This is a genomic window from Streptomyces sp. NBC_01171 (assembly GCF_045039805.1).
Classification (GTDB): Bacteria; Actinomycetota; Actinomycetes; order Streptomycetales; family Streptomycetaceae; genus Streptomyces.
In genome coordinates this window covers 1,608,453-1,624,992 of record NZ_CP108609.1, presented here as the reverse complement: position 1 = coordinate 1,624,992, position 16,540 = coordinate 1,608,453, and the positions used below count along the sequence as shown (strand labels likewise).

Annotated in this window: 16 protein-coding genes; 10 read left to right on the top strand and 6 right to left on the bottom strand. The window is 73.5% G+C overall.

Features of this window, described 5'->3' with window-relative positions:
• Positions 1 to 131: 131 nt before the first annotated feature.
• The gene (locus OG448_RS07455) at positions 132 to 413 is read right to left on the bottom strand and encodes an HPr family phosphocarrier protein (protein WP_030803123.1); all 282 of its coding nucleotides are present in this window, start codon (positions 411 to 413) and stop codon (positions 132 to 134) included.
• A 187-nt stretch (positions 414 to 600) separates the two neighbouring features.
• Here OG448_RS07455 and OG448_RS07450 point away from each other — a divergent pair, with 187 nt between their 5' ends.
• From OG448_RS07450 to OG448_RS07430, 5 genes are read left to right on the top strand one after another with little or no spacing between them, the layout of a single operon-like run.
• Complete coding sequence (locus OG448_RS07450) at positions 601 to 3,402, top strand: GNAT family N-acetyltransferase (protein ID WP_405552178.1); 2,802 nt, start codon at positions 601 to 603, stop codon at positions 3,400 to 3,402.
• 11 nt (positions 3,403 to 3,413) lie between these two features.
• Positions 3,414 to 3,806 (top strand): hypothetical protein, encoded by a 393-nt coding sequence (locus tag OG448_RS07445; protein WP_405552176.1) that lies wholly within the window; start codon positions 3,414 to 3,416, stop codon positions 3,804 to 3,806.
• 10 nt (positions 3,807 to 3,816) lie between these two features.
• Positions 3,817 to 4,404 carry a DUF5998 family protein gene (locus OG448_RS07440; RefSeq protein ID WP_405552174.1) on the top strand — a complete coding sequence of 196 codons (588 nt, stop codon included), beginning with the start codon at positions 3,817 to 3,819 and terminating at the stop codon, positions 4,402 to 4,404.
• Positions 4,404 to 5,594, top strand: a complete 1,191-nt coding sequence (locus tag OG448_RS07435; protein WP_405552172.1) for an alkaline phosphatase family protein — start codon at positions 4,404 to 4,406, stop codon at positions 5,592 to 5,594. Before OG448_RS07440 ends, OG448_RS07435 begins: the two co-directional genes overlap by 1 nt.
• 41 nt (positions 5,595 to 5,635) lie before the next feature.
• Positions 5,636 to 6,286 (top strand): thymidine kinase, encoded by a 651-nt coding sequence (locus OG448_RS07430; RefSeq protein WP_405552170.1) that lies wholly within the window; start codon positions 5,636 to 5,638, stop codon positions 6,284 to 6,286.
• 1 nt (position 6,287) lies between these two features.
• Here OG448_RS07430 and OG448_RS07425 read toward each other — a convergent pair whose 3' ends face one another.
• On the bottom strand, positions 6,288 to 7,085 hold the full coding sequence (locus OG448_RS07425) for a VOC family protein (RefSeq protein ID WP_405552168.1): 798 nt from the start codon (positions 7,083 to 7,085) through the stop codon (positions 6,288 to 6,290).
• A 285-nt stretch (positions 7,086 to 7,370) separates the two neighbouring features.
• Here OG448_RS07425 and OG448_RS07420 point away from each other — a divergent pair, with 285 nt between their 5' ends.
• Positions 7,371 to 8,213, top strand: a complete 843-nt coding sequence (locus OG448_RS07420) for a sulfurtransferase (RefSeq protein WP_405552166.1) — start codon at positions 7,371 to 7,373, stop codon at positions 8,211 to 8,213.
• Positions 8,214 to 8,262: 49 nt separating this feature from the next.
• Here OG448_RS07420 and sepH read toward each other — a convergent pair whose 3' ends face one another.
• Entirely contained in the window at positions 8,263 to 9,303 is a 1,041-nt protein-coding gene (gene sepH / locus OG448_RS07415; RefSeq protein ID WP_405552165.1) for a septation protein SepH, read from the bottom strand.
• A 481-nt stretch (positions 9,304 to 9,784) separates the two neighbouring features.
• On the opposite strand from sepH, the gene OG448_RS07410 reads away from it, so the two are divergent.
• Complete coding sequence (locus tag OG448_RS07410) at positions 9,785 to 10,543, top strand: hypothetical protein (RefSeq protein WP_405552163.1); 759 nt, start codon at positions 9,785 to 9,787, stop codon at positions 10,541 to 10,543.
• Here OG448_RS07410 and OG448_RS07405 read toward each other — a convergent pair.
• Positions 10,470 to 11,786, bottom strand: a complete 1,317-nt coding sequence (locus tag OG448_RS07405) for a D-arabinono-1,4-lactone oxidase (protein WP_405552161.1) — start codon at positions 11,784 to 11,786, stop codon at positions 10,470 to 10,472. The two genes, OG448_RS07410 and OG448_RS07405, sit on opposite strands and share 74 nt — an antisense overlap.
• Complete coding sequence (locus OG448_RS07400; protein WP_405552159.1) at positions 11,746 to 12,984, bottom strand: MFS transporter; 1,239 nt, start codon at positions 12,982 to 12,984, stop codon at positions 11,746 to 11,748. The genes OG448_RS07405 and OG448_RS07400 overlap by 41 nt, the downstream gene beginning before the upstream one ends.
• 175 nt (positions 12,985 to 13,159) lie before the next feature.
• Between OG448_RS07400 and OG448_RS07395 the strand changes: the two genes are divergently transcribed.
• On the top strand, positions 13,160 to 14,281 hold the full coding sequence (locus tag OG448_RS07395) for a ferrochelatase (RefSeq protein ID WP_405552157.1): 1,122 nt from the start codon (positions 13,160 to 13,162) through the stop codon (positions 14,279 to 14,281).
• Between the two features lie 176 nt (positions 14,282 to 14,457).
• On the top strand, positions 14,458 to 15,273 hold the full coding sequence (locus OG448_RS07390; RefSeq protein WP_405552155.1) for an inositol monophosphatase family protein: 816 nt from the start codon (positions 14,458 to 14,460) through the stop codon (positions 15,271 to 15,273).
• Positions 15,274 to 15,290: 17 nt separating this feature from the next.
• Here OG448_RS07390 and OG448_RS07385 read toward each other — a convergent pair whose 3' ends face one another.
• Complete coding sequence (locus tag OG448_RS07385; protein WP_405552153.1) at positions 15,291 to 15,476, bottom strand: hypothetical protein; 186 nt, start codon at positions 15,474 to 15,476, stop codon at positions 15,291 to 15,293.
• Positions 15,477 to 15,885: 409 nt separating this feature from the next.
• Here OG448_RS07385 and OG448_RS07380 point away from each other — a divergent pair, with 409 nt between their 5' ends.
• Entirely contained in the window at positions 15,886 to 16,539 is a 654-nt protein-coding gene (locus OG448_RS07380; RefSeq protein ID WP_405552151.1) for a response regulator transcription factor, read from the top strand.
• The last annotated feature ends 1 nt before the right edge of the window (position 16,540 follow it).

Genomic DNA, 16,540 nt, shown 5'->3' with positions numbered 1-16,540 from the left:
TGTGCTGCCCATTTCCGGTGCGCCGTCAATTGCCGACGGCGCGCCTTTGGTGGTGCCGGAATGCGCTGCCCAGAAAACACAGAAGCCGCGCCGCCCACAAAAGGAGCGACGCGGCTTCTGCCGAGAAGGGGTCAGACCGTCTCGGGCAGCTCGTCCAGGCCCTCGGCGACCAGCTTGGCCAGCCGGTCCAGCGCGGCGTCCGCGCCGTCGGCGTCGGAGGCGAGGACGATCTCCTCGCCGCCCTGGGCACCCAGGCCCAGGACGGCCAGCATCGAACCCGCGTTGACGGGGGTGCCGCCGGACTTGGCGATCGTGACCGGGACGCCTGTGGCCGTGGCGGCTCGGACGAAGATGGAAGCGGGGCGGGCGTGGAGGCCCTCGGCCCAGCCGACGTTGACGCGGCGCTCAGCCATGTGATGCTGCCCTTCAGTCTCTCAGGTTGTCTAGACCAGTTTCCCACACGGGGAAACGTGCCCGGAGCGGCACTTCACCGCTCCGGAACCTCTCCGTACCGGCCGTCGGACCGCGGCCTCGGCCCGACTTCCGTGTCCCACACACTGCCTCGCGCCGTACGCCCGCGCGAGCCGTACCCTGGGGCCCATGCAGACCCCGGCGGACCGGCAGGACCGGCACGAGTACCCCGCCCACTGGGAGGCGGACGTGGTGCTGCGCGACGGCGGTACCGCGCGCATCCGGCCCATCACCGCCGACGACGCCGACCGTCTCGTCAGCTTCTACGAGCAGGTGTCCGACGAGTCGAAGTACTACCGCTTCTTCGCGCCGTACCCGCGGCTCTCCGCCAAGGACGTGCACCGCTTCACGCACCACGACTTCGTGGACCGGGTGGGGCTCGCCGCCACCGTCGGCGGCGAGTTCATCGCCACCGTACGCTACGACCGCATCGGCGCCGACGGCATGGCCGCCTCCGCCCCGGCCGACGAGGCCGAGGTCGCCTTCCTGGTGCAGGACGCCCATCAGGGCCGGGGTGTCGCCTCCGCGCTGCTGGAGCACATCGCGGCCGTCGCCCGCGAGCGCGGCATCCGCCGCTTCGCCGCCGAGGTGCTGCCGGCCAACACCAAGATGATCAAGGTGTTCACCGACGCCGGGTACACCCAGAAGCGCAGCTTCGAGGACGGTGTGGTCCGGCTGGAGTTCGGGCTCGAACCCACCGACCGCTCGATGGCCGTGCAGCTCGCGCGGGAGCAGCGCGCCGAGGCCCACTCGGTGCGGCGGCTGCTCGCCCCCGGCTCCGTGGCCGTGATCGGCGTCGGCCGTGCGCCCGGCGGGGTCGGTCGCAGCGTCCTCGGCAACATCCGGGACGCCGGTTACGCGGGGCCGCTGTACGCGGTCAACAACGCCTTCCCGGACGGCTGCCACGAGGTCGACGGCGTGCCCGCGTACCGCTCGGTCCGGGAGATCGAGGGCCCGGTGGACGTGGCCGTGGTCGCCGTACCGGCCGACGTGGTGCCCGCCGTGGTCACCGAGTGCGGTGAACACGGGGTGCAGGGGCTCGTCGTACTGTCCGCCGGGTACGCCGAGAGCGGGCCCGAGGGACGGGACCGGCAGCGGGCGCTGGTCCGGCAGGCGCGCGCCTACGGCATGCGGATCATCGGCCCCAACGCCTTCGGCGTCATCAACACCGCCGAGGAGGTGCGGCTCAACGCCTCCCTCGCACCCGAGATGCCCCGGCCGGGCCGCATCGGGATGTTCGCCCAGTCCGGCGCCATCGGCATAGCCCTCCTCTCCCGGCTGCACCGGCGCGGGGGAGGGGTCACCGGGGTCACGGGCGTCTCCACCTTCGTCTCCTCCGGCAACCGCGCCGACGTCTCCGGCAACGACCTCCTCCAGTACTGGTTCGACGACCCCGACACCGATGTCGTCCTCATGTACCTGGAGTCCATCGGCAACCCCCGCAAGTTCACCCGGCTCGCCCGGCGCACCGCCGCCGCCAAGCCGCTCGTCGTGGTGCAGGGCGCGGGCTCCGCCCCGCAGGGGCACGCCGTACGGGCCACCCGGCTCCCGCACGCCACCGTGTCCGCGCTGCTGCGGCAGGCCGGGGTGATCCGCGTCGACACCATCACCGAACTGGTCGACGCCGGGCTGCTGCTGGCCCGCCAGCCGCTGCCCGCCGGGCCGCGCGTCACCATCCTCGGCAACTCCGAGTCCCTCGGCATCCTCACCTACGACCGCTGCCTCGCGGAGGGGCTGCGGCCCTCCCGCCCGCTCGACCTGACCACCGGCGCCACCGCCGCCGACTTCCACCGGGCACTCGCCCACGCCCTCGCGGACGACACCTGCGACGCCGTCGTGGTGACCGCCATCCCCGCCATCGGGGAGGGCTCGCCGGACGACGCCGAGCTGGCCCAGGCGCTGCGCTCGGCGGCCGCCGCGGTGCCGGGCAAGCCGGTGCTGGTCGTGCACGTCGAGCTGGGCGGGCTGGCGGAGGCGCTGTCCGCCGCCACCAGCACCGCCCCGCGGGCGGGCGCGCCCGTGCTGCCTCCCGCACCGGTGCCGGACGGCGCCACCGAGGAGGACGGCCCGCGGCTGATCCCGGCCTACCCCGCCGCCGAACGCGCCGTCCGCGCGCTGGCCGAGGCCGTCCGGTACGGGCAGTGGCGCCGCGAGGCCGCCGACCCCGGCAAGGTGCCGGAGTACGACGACATCGACGAGCGCAAGGCCGCCGAGATCATCGCCGGGCTGCTGGAACGCGGCGAGGGGTTCGCCGTCGGCCCGGAGGACACCCGCGAACTGCTCGCCACCTACGGCATCCACGTCCGGCCCGCGCTGCCCGCGCCCACCCCGGACGCCGCCGCGTCCGCCGCCCGCTGTCTCGGCTACCCGGTCGTCCTCAAGGCCACCGCGCCCCACCTGCGGCACCGTGCCGACCTGGGCGGGGTCCGGCTCGACCTCGCGGACGAGGAGCAACTGCGGCGCGCGTACAGCGAGTTGACCGCGCTGTTCGGCCCGCCGGAGCAACTGCGGCCGGTGGTGCAGGCCATGGCTCCCCGGGGCGTGGACACCGTCGTACGGGCGGTCATCGACCCGGCGGCCGGTGCCGTGCTGTCCTTCGGGCTGGCCGGGGCCGCCTCGCAGCTCCTGGACGACATGGCGCACCGGCTCGTCCCCGTCACCGACCGGGACGCCACCTCCCTGATCCGCTCCATCCGCACCGCCCCGCTCCTCTTCGGCTGGCGCGGCTCCACGCCCGTCGACACCCCCGCCCTGGAAGAGCTGCTCCTCCGCGTCTCCCGCCTGGTGGACGACCACCCCGAGGTGGTCGCCATCACCCTGGAACCCGTCGTCGTGGCCCAGCGCGGCATCACCGTCCTCGACGCCACGATCCGCCTCGCACCCCCACCGGCCCGCAACGACCTGGGCCCGCGCACGTTGCCGACGTACTGAGGGGGAGCCCGATGGAGATCGCCGGCCGGGCGCTGCCCGAGGGGAGCTGGTGGGACTGGGAAGTGATCGGCTGGGACGCCGGACGGTTCCGGCTCGCCGCCGGGCACGACCTCACCTATCACCACGGCCTGGAGGTGCACTTCCTCTCCGCGGCCCTGGTGTGCTGCCCGTTCGCCTTCCACGACCCCGTCTTCCGGTCGCCCACGGCCGAGGAGCGGGCGCGGCTTGCGCGGGCGCTCGGCGAGGGCCCTCCGGTGATCGTGGCCTTCGAGGCGGACGGCGGCGGCAGCGAACCGGTCTCCTGCCTCATCGGCGCCGAGGGCGTCGAGATACGGCCGGGACTGGTCCGGCGGGAGGTGGCGGGTCGTCCTGACTGGCCCGGAGTGCACCTGCCCACGGCTTAGGATGGACGCCATGGCCAAGACCAGTACGACGACCCAGGGGCTCCGCACGGCGATCGAGCGCAGCGGCTACTACCCGGCCCTCGTGGCCGAGGCGGTGGAGGCCGCTGTCGGCGGCGAGGCCGTCCGGTCGTACCTGGTCCACCAGGAGACCACGTTCGACCAGAACGAGGTCCGCCGCCATGTCACCGTCCTCGTCCTGACCGCCAACCGCTTCATCGTCAGCCACACCGACGAGCAGGCCGCCGACGGAACCTCCCCGACGCCGTACGCCACCACGTCCACCGAGTCCGTGAAGATCGGCCGGATCTCCTCCGTCGTGGTCAGCCGGGTGGTGGCCAACCCCGAGCAGTACACGCCGGGCACCCTGCCCCGCGAGGTCGTCCTCACCATCGGCTGGGGCGCCGTCAGCCGCCTCGACCTGGAGCCCGCTGCCTGCGGCGACCCGAACTGCGAGGCCGACCACGGCTACACCGGCAGCTCCACCGCCGACGACCTCAGCCTGCGGGTGAGCGAGGCCGGGGACGGCCCGGAGACCGTGCGCCAGGCGCTCGCCTTCGCGCAGGCCATCTCCGAGGCGACCGCGGACGTCACCCGCTGATGTCCCAGCCCTCTCCCTGGGACGCCCTGGAACCCCTCGCCCTGGCCTCCGCCCCGCTGCCCGAGTACGGCCGCGGCTCCCTCGCCGACCTGCTGCCCACCCTGGCCGCCGGCCTGGGCGTCCCCGGCATGACCCCCGCCATCACCGAGCTGACCCCCGCAGACCGGGTCTGCGTCTTCCTCGTCGACGGCCTCGGCTGGGAGCTGCTGCGCGCCCATCCCGACGAGGCGCCGTTCCTGAACTCCCTGCTCGGCAGCTCGCGCGGCGGCACCGGCCGCCCCCTCACCGCCGGTTACCCGGCGACCACCGCGACCTCGCTGGGCTCCGTCGGCACCGGACTGCCCCCCGGCGCGCACGGCCTGCCCGGCTACACCGTGCGCGACCCGGACACCGGCCAGTTGATGAACCAGCTCCGCTGGCAGCCCTGGACCCCGCCGCACGCCTGGCAGCCGTACCCGACCGTGTTCGAGCTGGCCGACCGGGCCGGGGTGCACGCCGCCCAGGTGTCGTCGCCCCACTTCCAGAACACCCCGCTGACCAAGGTCGCGCTCAGCGGCGGCACGTTCGTCGGCAGCCTCGCCGGCGAGGAGCGCATGGACCTCGCGGCCGAGCAGCTCGCCGCCGGGGACCGCTCGCTGGTCTACACGTACTACGCCGAACTCGACGGCGCCGGGCACCGCTACGGCATCGGCTCCGACACCTGGCGCGGCCAGCTCATGTACGTCGACCGGCTCGCCCAGCGCCTGGCCGAACAGCTTCCGCCGCGCAGCGCGCTCTACGTCACCGCCGACCACGGCATGGTCGACATCCCCTTCGACGAGGAGCACCGCATCGACTTCGACGAGGACTGGGAGCTGCGCGCCGGCGTCTCCCTCCTCGGCGGCGAGGGCCGCGCCCGGCACGTGTACGCGGTGCCCGGCGCCGCGAACGACGTGCTGACCTGCTGGCGCGAGGTGCTCGGCGACCGCTTCTGGATCGCCTCCCGCGACGAGGCGGTCCAGGCGGGCTGGTTCGGCCCGCACGTGGACGAGCGGGTGTACCCGAGGATCGGTGACGTGGTCGCCGCCGCGTACGACGACGTGCTGATCACCGCCTCCGAGCGCGAGCCCAAGGAGTCGCTGATGGTCGGCAACCACGGCTCGATGACCCCGGCCGAGCAGCTCGTCCCCCTCCTCGAAGTCCGTTCCTGACCACCCCCCCCGTCAACTCGCCGAAAGGTGCTCAACCCCTCATGTCCGAGCTGGTGTTCTTCTCCGGAACGATGGACTGCGGGAAGTCGACCCTGGCTCTGCAGATCGAGCACAACCGCTCGGCGCGAGGACTCCAGGGCCTGATCTTCACGCGGGACGACCGCGCCGGCGAGGGCAAGCTGTCCTCCCGCCTCGGCCTGGTCACGGACGCGGTCGAGGCGATGCCGGGCATGGACCTGTACGGCCATGTCGTCGCCCTGATGTCGCGCGGCGGCAAGGTCGACTACGTGATCGTGGACGAGGCCCAGTTCCTCGGCCCCGAGCAGATCGACCAGCTCGCCCGTGTGGTGGACGACCTGGACCTCGACGTCTTCGCCTTCGGCATCACCACCGACTTCCGCACCAAGCTCTTCCCCGGCTCCCAGCGGCTGATCGAACTCGCGGACCGGATAGAGACGCTCCAGGTCGAGGCGATGTGCTGGTGCGGCGCCCGCGCCACGCACAACGCCCGCACGGTCGGCGGCGAGATGGTCGTGGAGGGCGAGCAGGTGGTGGTCGGCGACGTCAACCGCCCGGCCACGGCCGTCGGCTACGAGGTCCTGTGCCGCCGCCACCACCGCCGCCGGATGACCGCCGCCTCCACCCAGGCCGGCGCCCTCTCCCCGGACGTCCTGCCGGTGACCTCCGGCTGACCTACCCGCGCGGCCGGGGCACGGTGCCCACCCTGCGTGCCACGCCGAACCGGGCCCCCTGCGGGTCCGCTACCGTGGCGACTCTGCCGTACGGGCCGTCGTGGGCCGGTTCCAGGAGCCGGCCGCCGAGGTCCAGCACCTCGCGGACCGTGGCGTCGGTGTCCGCCACCTCGAAGTGCGGCAGCCAGTGCGCGCCGAGGGCGCGGGGGAGAACGTGGCCCATCCCGCGCAGGGCCACCACCGGACGGCCGCCGCTGCGCAGGGTGATGTGGTCCGGGGCCGACGGGGGCTCCGCCTCGTAGCCGAACACCCGCGCGTAGAACGTCGTCACGCGCACCGCCGAAACGGTCCGCAGCTCGGTCCAGGCGGGCAGACCCGGTCCGCCGTTCGCCGGGGCGGGGTGCGCCCAGGCGGTGCAGAAGCCGAAGACCGCGCCGGACGGGTCGGCGGCGATGGCCACCCGGCCGTTCTCGCCCGCGTCCAGCGGGCCCACCGCCACCGTGCCGCCGGACAGCCGCACCCGCTCGGCGGTGAGGTCCACGTCGTCCGAGGCGAGATAGGGCGTCCAGGCGGCCGAAAGCCCGGCGTCCTGGGGGAGTTGGTTGATGACCGCCACCTCCCGGCCGCCCAGCGACGCCCGCACCGGGCGGCCGAGCGGGCCGGCCCGGAACTCCCAGCCGAACAGGGCCCCGTAGAACTCCTCGGCGGCGTCCGCCGCCCGCGTCATCAGGCTCACCCAGCACGGCGTGCCGGGCGCGTGCGGCGCTCGTGGGCCGGCCGACTCCGGTGCCTCGGTCATCGCTCACTCTCTCTCCGGTCCCTCATGGGGGCCGCGTCGCATCCGCTCCCCGCGGGCCGGGCCGGTAGCCCGCGCCCGCGTGCCCGTGCCGCCACCGGTACGGGGCGGCACGCGGGCCGGCGGAAGGTCCGGTCGGCCGCCGTTCGCCCCGCGGGCGATGACCGGCGAGTGCCGCCGAACGCACACTGTGTGCCCGATACCGTACGCCGTGTGATCGGGGCTGTCCGGCCGAGCAGAGTAGTGGCAGCCGGGCGTGGCGGCCACCCCGTGCGCGAGGATGGCGCCATGACAGTCATCATCACCGCCGCCGAACTGGCCCGGGACCTGGCCGGACCGACCCCGCCGACGCTGCTGGACCTGCGCTGGCAACTGAGCGCGCCGGACGCGCCCGCCTTCGACGCCCGCGCCGCCTACGAGGCCGGGCACCTCCCCGGCGCGGTCTTCGTCGACCTGGACCGGGAGCTGGCCGCGCCCCCCGGCCCGCGCGGCCGCCATCCCCTGCCGGACATCGCGGAGTTCGGCGCCGCCATGCGCCGCGCGGGCGTCTCCGCCGGCACCCCGGTCGTCGTGTACGACGGCGGCCAGGGCTGGGCGGCCGCCCGCGCCTGGTGGCTGCTGCGGGCGACGGGTCACCCGAACGTGAGGGTGCTCGACGGCGGGTTGACGGCATGGGAGGGCCCGCTGTCCACGGAGGTACCCACCCCGGCCCAGGGCGACTTCGAACCCCTGCCGGAGGCGACCGGCGTGCTCGACGCGGACGGCGCGGCCGAACTCGCGGGCTCGGGTGTGCTGCTCGACGCCCGCGCGGGGGAGCGGTACCGGGGTGAGGTGGAGCCGATCGACCGCGTCGGCGGCCACATCCCGGGCGCGCTGTCCGCCCCGACCATGGAGAACGTCGGCCCCGACGGCCGCTTCCTCCCCGCCGCCGACCTACGCGACCGCTTCAAGGCCCTCGGCGTCTCCGATGACACCCCGGTCGGCGTCTACTGCGGCTCAGGCGTCTCCGCCGCCCACGAGGCCCTGGCCCTGGCGGTCGCGGGCATCCCGGCCGCGCTGTACGTGGGTTCGTGGTCGGAGTGGTCCAACGACCCGTCCCGCCCGGTCGCGGTGGGGCCGGACCCGCGTTAGGGAGAACGGGAAGGGTGGAGCGCACCCGCGCTCCACCCCGACGGCCCGGCTATTCCTGCTTCTTGCGCCGGGTGCCGAACACGATCTCGTCCCAGCTCGGTACGGCGGCCCGGCGGCCGGGGCGCACCCCGTCGGCCTCGGCCTGGCGGTCCGTCGCGCCGGTCAGCCGGTCGCGGTGACTGGAGACCGCGCGGGGCATGAGGACGTCCGCGTAGGCGGAACCGGCCGACGCGGCGGGCGCCGGAGGCTCCTCCTCCATGACCTCCTCGGCCGGCTCCTCCGGGGGCTCCGGCGGCCGTTCCGGAACCACCAGGTCGCCCCGGAAGCTCGGCACGGCCTCCAACAGGCTGGTCAGGGAGTCGCGTTCGCCCGTGGACTCCTCGACGGGCTCGGACGGCTGCGCGGGCAGGCTGGGCCGCTCGCGGTCGCTCCGGTCCAGCGCGCGGTCCATGCCGCGGTCGCGCGGCAGCCGCGCGATGCGGGGGACGAACGGGAAGCTGGGCTCCGCCACCGCGAGGTCGTCGGACTCACCGATCAGCGAGCGCGCCTCGTCGTCGACGGCCTGGACGAGCCGCCGGGGCGGGTCGTACGTCCAGCTCGCCGAGTGCGGTTCGCCCGCGACCAGGTAGACGAGCAGGACCTCCCAGGTGCCGTCGTCGCGGCGCCAGGAGTCCCACTGCACGGTGTCCTTCTCCGCGCCCCGCAGCAACAGCCGCTCCTGCACGGCCTCGCCGAGCAGCGGGCCGGAGTTCTCGCCGGGGCGGCGGACAGGGGTCTTGCGGGCGCGCTCGGCCATGAAGGCGCGCTCGGCGAGCACTGGTCCCTCGAAGCGGCGGACCCGGTCGACGGGGATGCCGGCGAGCTGGGCGACCTCTTCCGCGGTGGCACCCGCTCGTATCCGTGCCTGGATGTCCCGGGGGCGGAGGTGGCTCTCCACCTCGATCTCGATCTGGCCGAGGCGGGGGCGGTCACCGCGCACGGCGGCGCGCAGCCGCTCGTCGATCGGAAGGGTGTACTCCGTCGCGTCGGCAGCCTTGAGCACCAGCCGTGTGCCGTCATTCGAGACGGCCACGACACGCAGTTCGGGCATGGGGACCTCCCGGATGGTGCCTGCCGACGTCACGTGCGTCGCTGCTTCCGCTAGTCGAGTGTGGCCTGCCCGAGCGCAACCTGCCACAACCTTGCCGAGTTGCCCGGCGTGTCGGGCGCGAGCCGAGCACCGCCGTTATGGCACGGTTACCTGTTCGCAACGCTGAGTGACGAACTTCATCACCCTGTGCAACTTTCCCCCTCCTGGCGGCCCTGCGGGGCTCCGGACATCCCGATGGGACACCGGTGCCCAGGGCTCGCAACAGTACTCCATTCGGGCCATGCGCGTGGTTCGGCGCGCCGCTCAACTTCTGCCGGGGGGTGCGACTTGGCCGCCCATGGGCGGGTTCCGACGTTCACCAACGTGGCGAAGTTCACGCAATCCGGCGAAACGGAACTAATGGTTTCGTTCGCACGTCCCTCACTCGTCACATGTCGGCAGGAGCCGACGCCGAGCGAGGGAAAGGCAGCGGGTTCCGGGTATGCGTGAAACGCCCGATGCGGGTCGGAAGCGGTTCGACCTGAACGTCGCCCAGGTCGCGGGCAGCGCGCTCGCGGCGGTCGTGGCGGCCAAGATGGCCTCCTACTTCGGGGTGTACGGCACGATCCTGGGCGCCGGAGTGGTCAGCATCGTCGCCACCTGCGGCGGCTCGGTCTTCCAGCAGTTCTTCCGGCGCACGGGCGAGCAGCTCCGCGAGGCCCGGGACACCACCCGGTCCCGTACGCCGGCCGTCGCCGGTCACCCGGAGCCGGTGCCGGGGGAGTTCACGGAGGGCACCGTCTACCGCGCGAAGGTCAAGAGCTGGAAGCGCCCGCTGCTCGCCGCCGCCCTGGTCTTCGGCGTCACCATGGGCGGCATCACCGTCTACGAGGCGGCGTCCGGCAACAGCTTCAGCGGCGGCTCGGGCACCACGGTCAGCGACGCGGTCGGCGGCCGCGACTCCTCCCACCACCACCGCCGGGACGACGACCCCGCCCCCGCCACCACCCCGTCCGGCACGACGGCCCCCACCGGGGAGACCCCGTCCGAGGGCGGCTCCTCCACGACCCGGCCGACGACGCCCGAGACCACCCGGTCCCCGAGCGACGGGTCGAGCAGCGCGCCCGGCGAGGACGCGACCACCCCGGCCCCCACGCCGAGTGGGGGCGCGACCGACCCGGCGCCCACTACCCCAGAACCCTCCGCAAGTAGTCGTTCTGGAACAGCCGTTCCGGGTCCAGGCGGTTCCGCAACGCCGTGAACTCGGTGAAGCGCGGATACACCCCTTCGAGGTACCCCGCGTCCCGTGTGTGCACCTTCCCCCAGTGCGGCCGCCCCTCGTGCGCGGTGAACAGGCGCTCCGCCGCGCTGAAGTACGCCTGGTACGGGGTGCCGCGGAACATGTGGACCGCGATGTAGGCGCTGTCCCGGCCCGAAGCGGTGGACAGGGCGATGTCGTCGGCGGGGGCGGTGCGCACCTCCACGGGGAAGCTGATCCGCAGCCCCGACCGCTCGATCACGGCCCTCAGCTCGCGCAGCGTCTCCGCCAGGGCCGCCCGCGGCACCGCGTACTCCATCTCCACGAACCGCACCCGGCGCGGCGAGGTGAACACCCGGTACGGAATGTCGGTGTACGACCGCGCCGACAGGGCCCGGCTGGAGACCCGGGCGATGGCCGGCACGGAGACGGGGGCCGTGCGCCCCACCCACTGGGCCACCTGGAAGACGCCGTTGGACAGGAACTCGTCCTCGAACCAGCCGGCCGCCCGCCCCACCGGCTGCGCGGGGCCCTCGCTGCGGTTGTTGCGCTTGGTGTTGGTGCTGCCGGTGTGCGGGAACCAGTAGAACTCGAAGTGCTCGTTCTCCGCCCAGAGTTGATCGAACTCCGCCAGCACCCGGTCGAGGGGCATCGGCTCCTCGCGCGCGGTGAGCAGGAACAGCGGCTCGACGGCGAGGGTCAGCGCGGTGACGACGCCCAGCGCGCCGAGACCGATGCGGGCGGCCGCGAAGATCTCGGGGTTCTGCCCGGCGGAGCAGGTGAGCACCGAGCCGTCGGCGGTGACCAGTTCGAGCCCTGTGATCTGGGCGGCTATGGAGCCGGACTCCCGGCCGGTGCCATGGGTGCCGGTGCTGGTGGCCCCGGCGACGGTCTGCTCCATGATGTCGCCCATGTTGGTGAGCGACAGACCCTCGCGTGCCAGCGCGGCGTTGAGCCGCTTCAGCGGGGTGCCCGCCTCGACCGTGACGGTCATGGCGGCGCGGTCGATCGCGCGGATGCCAGTCAGCAGATCGGGACGGATCAGCACCCCGTCCGTGGCGGCGACCGAGGTGAAGGAGTGCCCGGTGCCCACCGCCTTCACCCGCTGCCCGCGTTCGGCGGCCGCGCGTATCTCGGCGGCCAGTTCCTCGACCGAGGCCGGCGCCACCTGCCGGGCGGGCCGGGCGGTCACATTGCCGCCCCAGTTACGCCAGGTTCCGTGCTTCCCGTTCGCCGTGCTGCTCAACGGTGCCTCCCCGCCCCGTGACCGGCCTGCGCAGCCGGCGGTACCCGAGGAAACCGACCACGACCGCGGCGGCCCCGGCGACCGCCGGGACCCAGTACCCGGTGCGCGCGTCGGCCGCGTCGATCACCCAGCCCGCCATGGCGGAGCCGAGCGCGACCCCGACCGCCAGACCGGTGCCCACCCAGGTCATGCCCTCGGTGAGGTTCGCGCGAGGTACGTGCTTTTCGATCAGGGACATCGTCGTGATCATCGTCGGTGCGATGGACAGCCCCGCAACGAACAGCGCCACGGCCAGAAGTGCCAGGTTTCCGACCAGTAGGAGTGGGATCATACTCATGGCCATCGCCCCCACGCCCAGCAGCCACCGGCGCTGCGGCGGACCGGAGAAGCGCAGCAGGCCGAAGACCAGGCCCGCGAGGCAGGAACCGGCGGCGTAGAGCGCGAGGACCACGCTGGCCGCGCCCTTGTGGCCGCGCTCGTCGGCGAAGGCGACGGTGACGACGTCGATCGCGCCGAAGATCGTGCCAGTGGCCACGAAGGTCGCCACCAGCACCTGGAGTCCGGGGGAGCGCAGGGCGCTGCCCGTGCCCTGCTGCTCGCGCGGGTGCGGCACCGGCTCGGTGGCGCGCTGGGCGGTCAGCCAGAAGACGCCGACGGCCAGGAAGCAGGCCGCGAGCAGCGGGCCCGCCTCCGGAAACCACGCCGTGGACAGGCCGATGGACAGGATCGGCCCGAAGATGAAGCAGACCTCGTCGACGACCGACTCGAACGAGTAGGCGGTGTGCAGCCTCGGGTCGCCGCCGTACAGCGAGGCCCAGCGGGACCGGATCATCGCGCCGAGGCTCGGCACCGCGCCGACCCCGGCCGCGAAGGCGAACAGCGTCCAGTCCGGCCAGCCGAAGTGCGCGGCGAGCAGCAGTCCGGCGCCGGCCGCGAGCGCCACCAGGGTCGCGGGGCGCAGCACCCGGCGCTGTCCGTGCCGGTCCACCAGCCGGGAGATCTGCGGTCCGAGCACGGCCGCGGAGAGCGCCATGGTGGCCGAGAGTGCGCCCGCGAGCCCGTAGCGCCCGGTGAGCTGGGAGATCATCGTGACCACGCCGATGCCCATCATCGACAGGGGCATCCGGCCGACGAGGCCCGCGGCGGAGAAGCTCTTGGTGCCAGGTTCGGTGAACAGGGCGCGGTAGGGGCTGGGCACGCGGGGCTCCGTCTGGACTGCTCAGTAAGGCGCGAAGTAGGTGGATACAGCTTACAAGTTAGGTGACCCTAATGCAGCCGGTTTCCGTCCGGGACGAATCGGCGTCAAGGCCCACTTTCCCGGCGCACCCCCGTGCCGTTTCCTCCCTGTCAGCGGCGAGTGGCAGGATCGAGTCATGCCAGACGCGCTCGATGCCACCCCCTACGACGCCCTCCTCCTGCTCTCCTTCGGCGGTCCCGAAGGGCCGGACGACGTGGTCCCGTTCCTGGAGAACGTCACGCGCGGCCGCGGCATCCCCAAGGAACGCCTCAAGGAGGTCGGGCAGCACTACTTCCTGTTCGGTGGGGTCAGCCCGATCAACGAGCAGAACCGCGAGCTGCTGGACGCTCTCCGCAAGGACTTCGCCGACCACGGCCTCGACCTGCCGGTCTACTGGGGCAACCGCAACTGGCAGCCGTACCTCACCGACACCCTGCGCGAGATGACCGCCGACGGCCGCCGCCGCGTGCTGGTCCTCGCCACCAGCGCCTACGCCTCCTACTCGGGCTGCCGCCAGTACCGGGAGAACCTGGCCGACGCGCTCGCCACGCTGGAGGCGGAGGGGCTGACGCCGCCCAAGGTCGACAAGCTCCGGCACTACTTCAACCACCCCGGCTTCGTCGAGCCCATGGTCGACGGTGTGCTGCGCTCGCTGGCCGACCTCCCCGACGAGGTGCGCGACGGCGCCCACCTCGCCTTCACCACCCACTCCATCCCGCTCGCCGCCGCCGACACCTCCGGCCCCGTCGAGGACCACGGGGACGGTGGCGCCTATGTCGCCCAGCACCTCGACGTGGCCGGGCTGATCGCCGACGCCGTCCGCGAGCGCACCGGTGTCGACCACCCCTGGCAGCTCGTCTACCAGTCCCGCTCCGGCGCCCCGCACATCCCCTGGCTGGAGCCGGACATCTGCGACCACCTTGAGGAGCGGCACGCCGCCGGGGTCCCGGCCGTCGTCATGGCCCCCATCGGCTTCGTCTCCGACCACATGGAGGTCCTCTACGACCTCGACACCGAGGCCACGGCCAAGGCGGCGGAGCTGGGCCTGCCGGTGCGCCGCTCGGCCACCGTGGGTTCCGACCCCCGCTTCGCGGCCGCCGTCCGCGAGCTGGTCGTGGAGCGGTGCGCGACCGAGCGCGGCCGGGAGATCACGCCGTGCGCCCTGGGCGCGCTCGGCGCGAGCCACGACGTGTGCCCGGTCGGCTGCTGCCCGGCCCGGGCCCCGCGCCCGGCCGCCGCGGGCGCCGACAGCCCCTAGCGGGGTGTCTCGTCCATCAGGCCGGGCTCGCGGCGTCCGGCACCGCACCTCGCCGCGTTGTCGTCGGTCCCCGATGCTCCGCATCGACTCCCTCCTCCGCCTTGCCATGCGCGGCACCGGACGCCGCTCCCTGATCCGGCCTGACCGACAAGACACCCCCACGCGTAAGGAGACCCGTGACCGACCCGCTCCGCTCCGAACTGCTCCCCCTCGCCCAGGAGGCCGCCCGTCGGGCGGGCGCGCTGCTGCGTGACGGCCGCCCGGCCGACCTCGCGGTGGCGGCGACCAAGTCCAGCCCGGTCGACGTCGTCACCGAGATGGACCTCGCCGCCGAGAAGCTGATCGTGGACCTGATCTCCGGGCGCCGTCCCGACGACGGGTTCCTCGGCGAGGAGGGCGCCAGCACGGAGGGCACCAGCGGGGTCCGCTGGGTGATCGACCCGCTCGACGGCACGGTCAACTACCTGTACGGGCTGCCGACCTGGGCCGTGTCCATCGCGGCCGAGGTGGACGGGGAGACCGTGGCCGGCGTGGTCGCGGCCCCGATGCGCGGCGAGACCTACCAGGCCGTGCTCGGCGGGGGTGCCTGGGCCACCGGCGCTTGGGAGGGCGAGCGGCCGCTGGCCTGCCGTCCGCCGGCCCCGCTGGACCAGGCGCTGGTCTCCACCGGCTTCAACTACGTCACCGAGGTCCGCGCCCGGCAGGCCCAGATCGCGGCCCGGCTGATCCCGCTGGTCCGCGACATCCGGCGCGGCGGCTCCGCGGCGATCGACCTGTGCGACCTGGCCTGCGGCCGGCTCGACGGGTACTACGAGCGCGGGCTCCACCCGTGGGACGTGGCCGCGGGGGACCTCATCGCCCGGGAAGCGGGCGCCGTGACCGGTGGGCGGCCCGGAGAGCGCCCCTCGGCCGAGCTGACGCTCGCCGCCACCCCCGCCGTGTTCGAGCCCCTCCAGCGGCTGCTGGGGGACTTCGGCGCCTGGCAGGACTGACCCGCTTACGGGGCCGGTCAGGCAGGGGTGGCGCCGACCTCGACGCCGACCTCGACGCCGTGCTCGGCGGCGAGCCGACGCAGGTCGTCCAGCTCGCCCTGCTCCACCTCGACGAGGAAGTCGTCCCCCTCGTCACGCGCCCGTGTCAGATCGGACTCGGTCGCCTTTATGCGCTGCAGAAGTCCCGTGGTGAAAGCGTCCATGCTGCGCCCCCTCGTCCTGGGTCGTGGGTCGGTGGCACGGGTGTGCCGTTAAGGAAGGGGCGATCATCGCCGCGGGTGCCCAGCGCTGCCCTGCTGGGCGGCGGCGGTGCCGGACACCCGCGCCCGCTCCGCCGAGTGATCGCGGAGTACCGCATGGTGCTGCGGCACATGCAGAGCGTGATCGCGGGGTGTAAAGCCGTCCTCCCCGTCTGCTTCAGCGCGGAAACCTCGACGGCGGGAGAAATTCCGGCATTCTCGTTCCGCCCCCTCCGTCCCTGCGGCCCCGCACCCGGCTTACAGCCGACTTATGGCCGAAAAGGGCAGGATGGAGGCCCGATCCCACGGCCGTCTCCGCCCGTCCGCGCCCCGGCGCGGCTCATGCGGGTGGACTTCAGGAAGGACTAGCGACGTGCGTGTACTCGTCGTCGAGGACGAGCAGTTGCTCGCCGATGCGGTGGCCACCGGACTGCGCCGGGAGGCCATGGCCGTCGACGTCGTGTACGACGGTGCGGCCGCCCTGGAGCGCATCGGCGTCAACGACTACGACGTGGTCGTCCTCGACCGCGACCTCCCGCTCGTGCACGGCGACGACGTCTGCCGCCGCATCGTGGAGCTGGGGATGCCCACGCGCGTGCTGATGCTCACCGCTTCCGGCGACGTCAGCGACCGCGTCGAGGGCCTGGAGATCGGCGCCGACGACTACCTGCCCAAGCCGTTCGCCTTCAGCGAGCTGATCGCGCGCGTGCGCGCGCTCGGCCGCCGCACCAGCGTGCCCCTGCCCCCCGTCCTGGAGCGGGCCGGTATCAAGCTCGACCCCAACCGCCGCGAGGTCTTCCGCGAAGGCAAGGAGGTCCAGCTCGCGCCGAAGGAGTTCGCGGTGCTGGAGGTCCTGATGCGCAGCGAAGGCACGGTCGTCTCGGCCGAGCAGTTGCTGGAGAAGGCGTGGGACGAGAACACCGACCCCTTCACCAACGTGGTGCGGGTGACGGTGATGACGCTGCGCCGCAAACTCGGCGAGCCGCCGGTGATCGTGACGGTCCCCGGCTCCGGCTACCGGATCTGAT

Coding starts and splice junctions, on each gene's coding strand:
- OG448_RS07425 (WP_405552168.1), bottom strand. CDS start 7,085: ATGACCGAGGCACCGGAGTCGGCCGGCCCACGAGCGCCGCACGCGCCC.
- OG448_RS07435 (WP_405552172.1), top strand. CDS start 4,404: ATGTCCCAGCCCTCTCCCTGGGACGCCCTGGAACCCCTCGCCCTGGCC.
- OG448_RS07455 (WP_030803123.1), bottom strand. CDS start 413: ATGGCTGAGCGCCGCGTCAACGTCGGCTGGGCCGAGGGCCTCCACGCC.
- OG448_RS07440 (WP_405552174.1), top strand. CDS start 3,817: ATGGCCAAGACCAGTACGACGACCCAGGGGCTCCGCACGGCGATCGAG.
- OG448_RS07420 (WP_405552166.1), top strand. CDS start 7,371: ATGACAGTCATCATCACCGCCGCCGAACTGGCCCGGGACCTGGCCGGA.
- OG448_RS07430 (WP_405552170.1), top strand. CDS start 5,636: ATGTCCGAGCTGGTGTTCTTCTCCGGAACGATGGACTGCGGGAAGTCG.
- OG448_RS07385 (WP_405552153.1), bottom strand. CDS start 15,476: ATGGACGCTTTCACCACGGGACTTCTGCAGCGCATAAAGGCGACCGAG.
- OG448_RS07395 (WP_405552157.1), top strand. CDS start 13,160: ATGCCAGACGCGCTCGATGCCACCCCCTACGACGCCCTCCTCCTGCTC.
- OG448_RS07445 (WP_405552176.1), top strand. CDS start 3,414: ATGGAGATCGCCGGCCGGGCGCTGCCCGAGGGGAGCTGGTGGGACTGG.
- OG448_RS07450 (WP_405552178.1), top strand. CDS start 601: ATGCAGACCCCGGCGGACCGGCAGGACCGGCACGAGTACCCCGCCCAC.
- sepH (WP_405552165.1), bottom strand. CDS start 9,303: ATGCCCGAACTGCGTGTCGTGGCCGTCTCGAATGACGGCACACGGCTG.
- OG448_RS07410 (WP_405552163.1), top strand. CDS start 9,785: ATGCGTGAAACGCCCGATGCGGGTCGGAAGCGGTTCGACCTGAACGTC.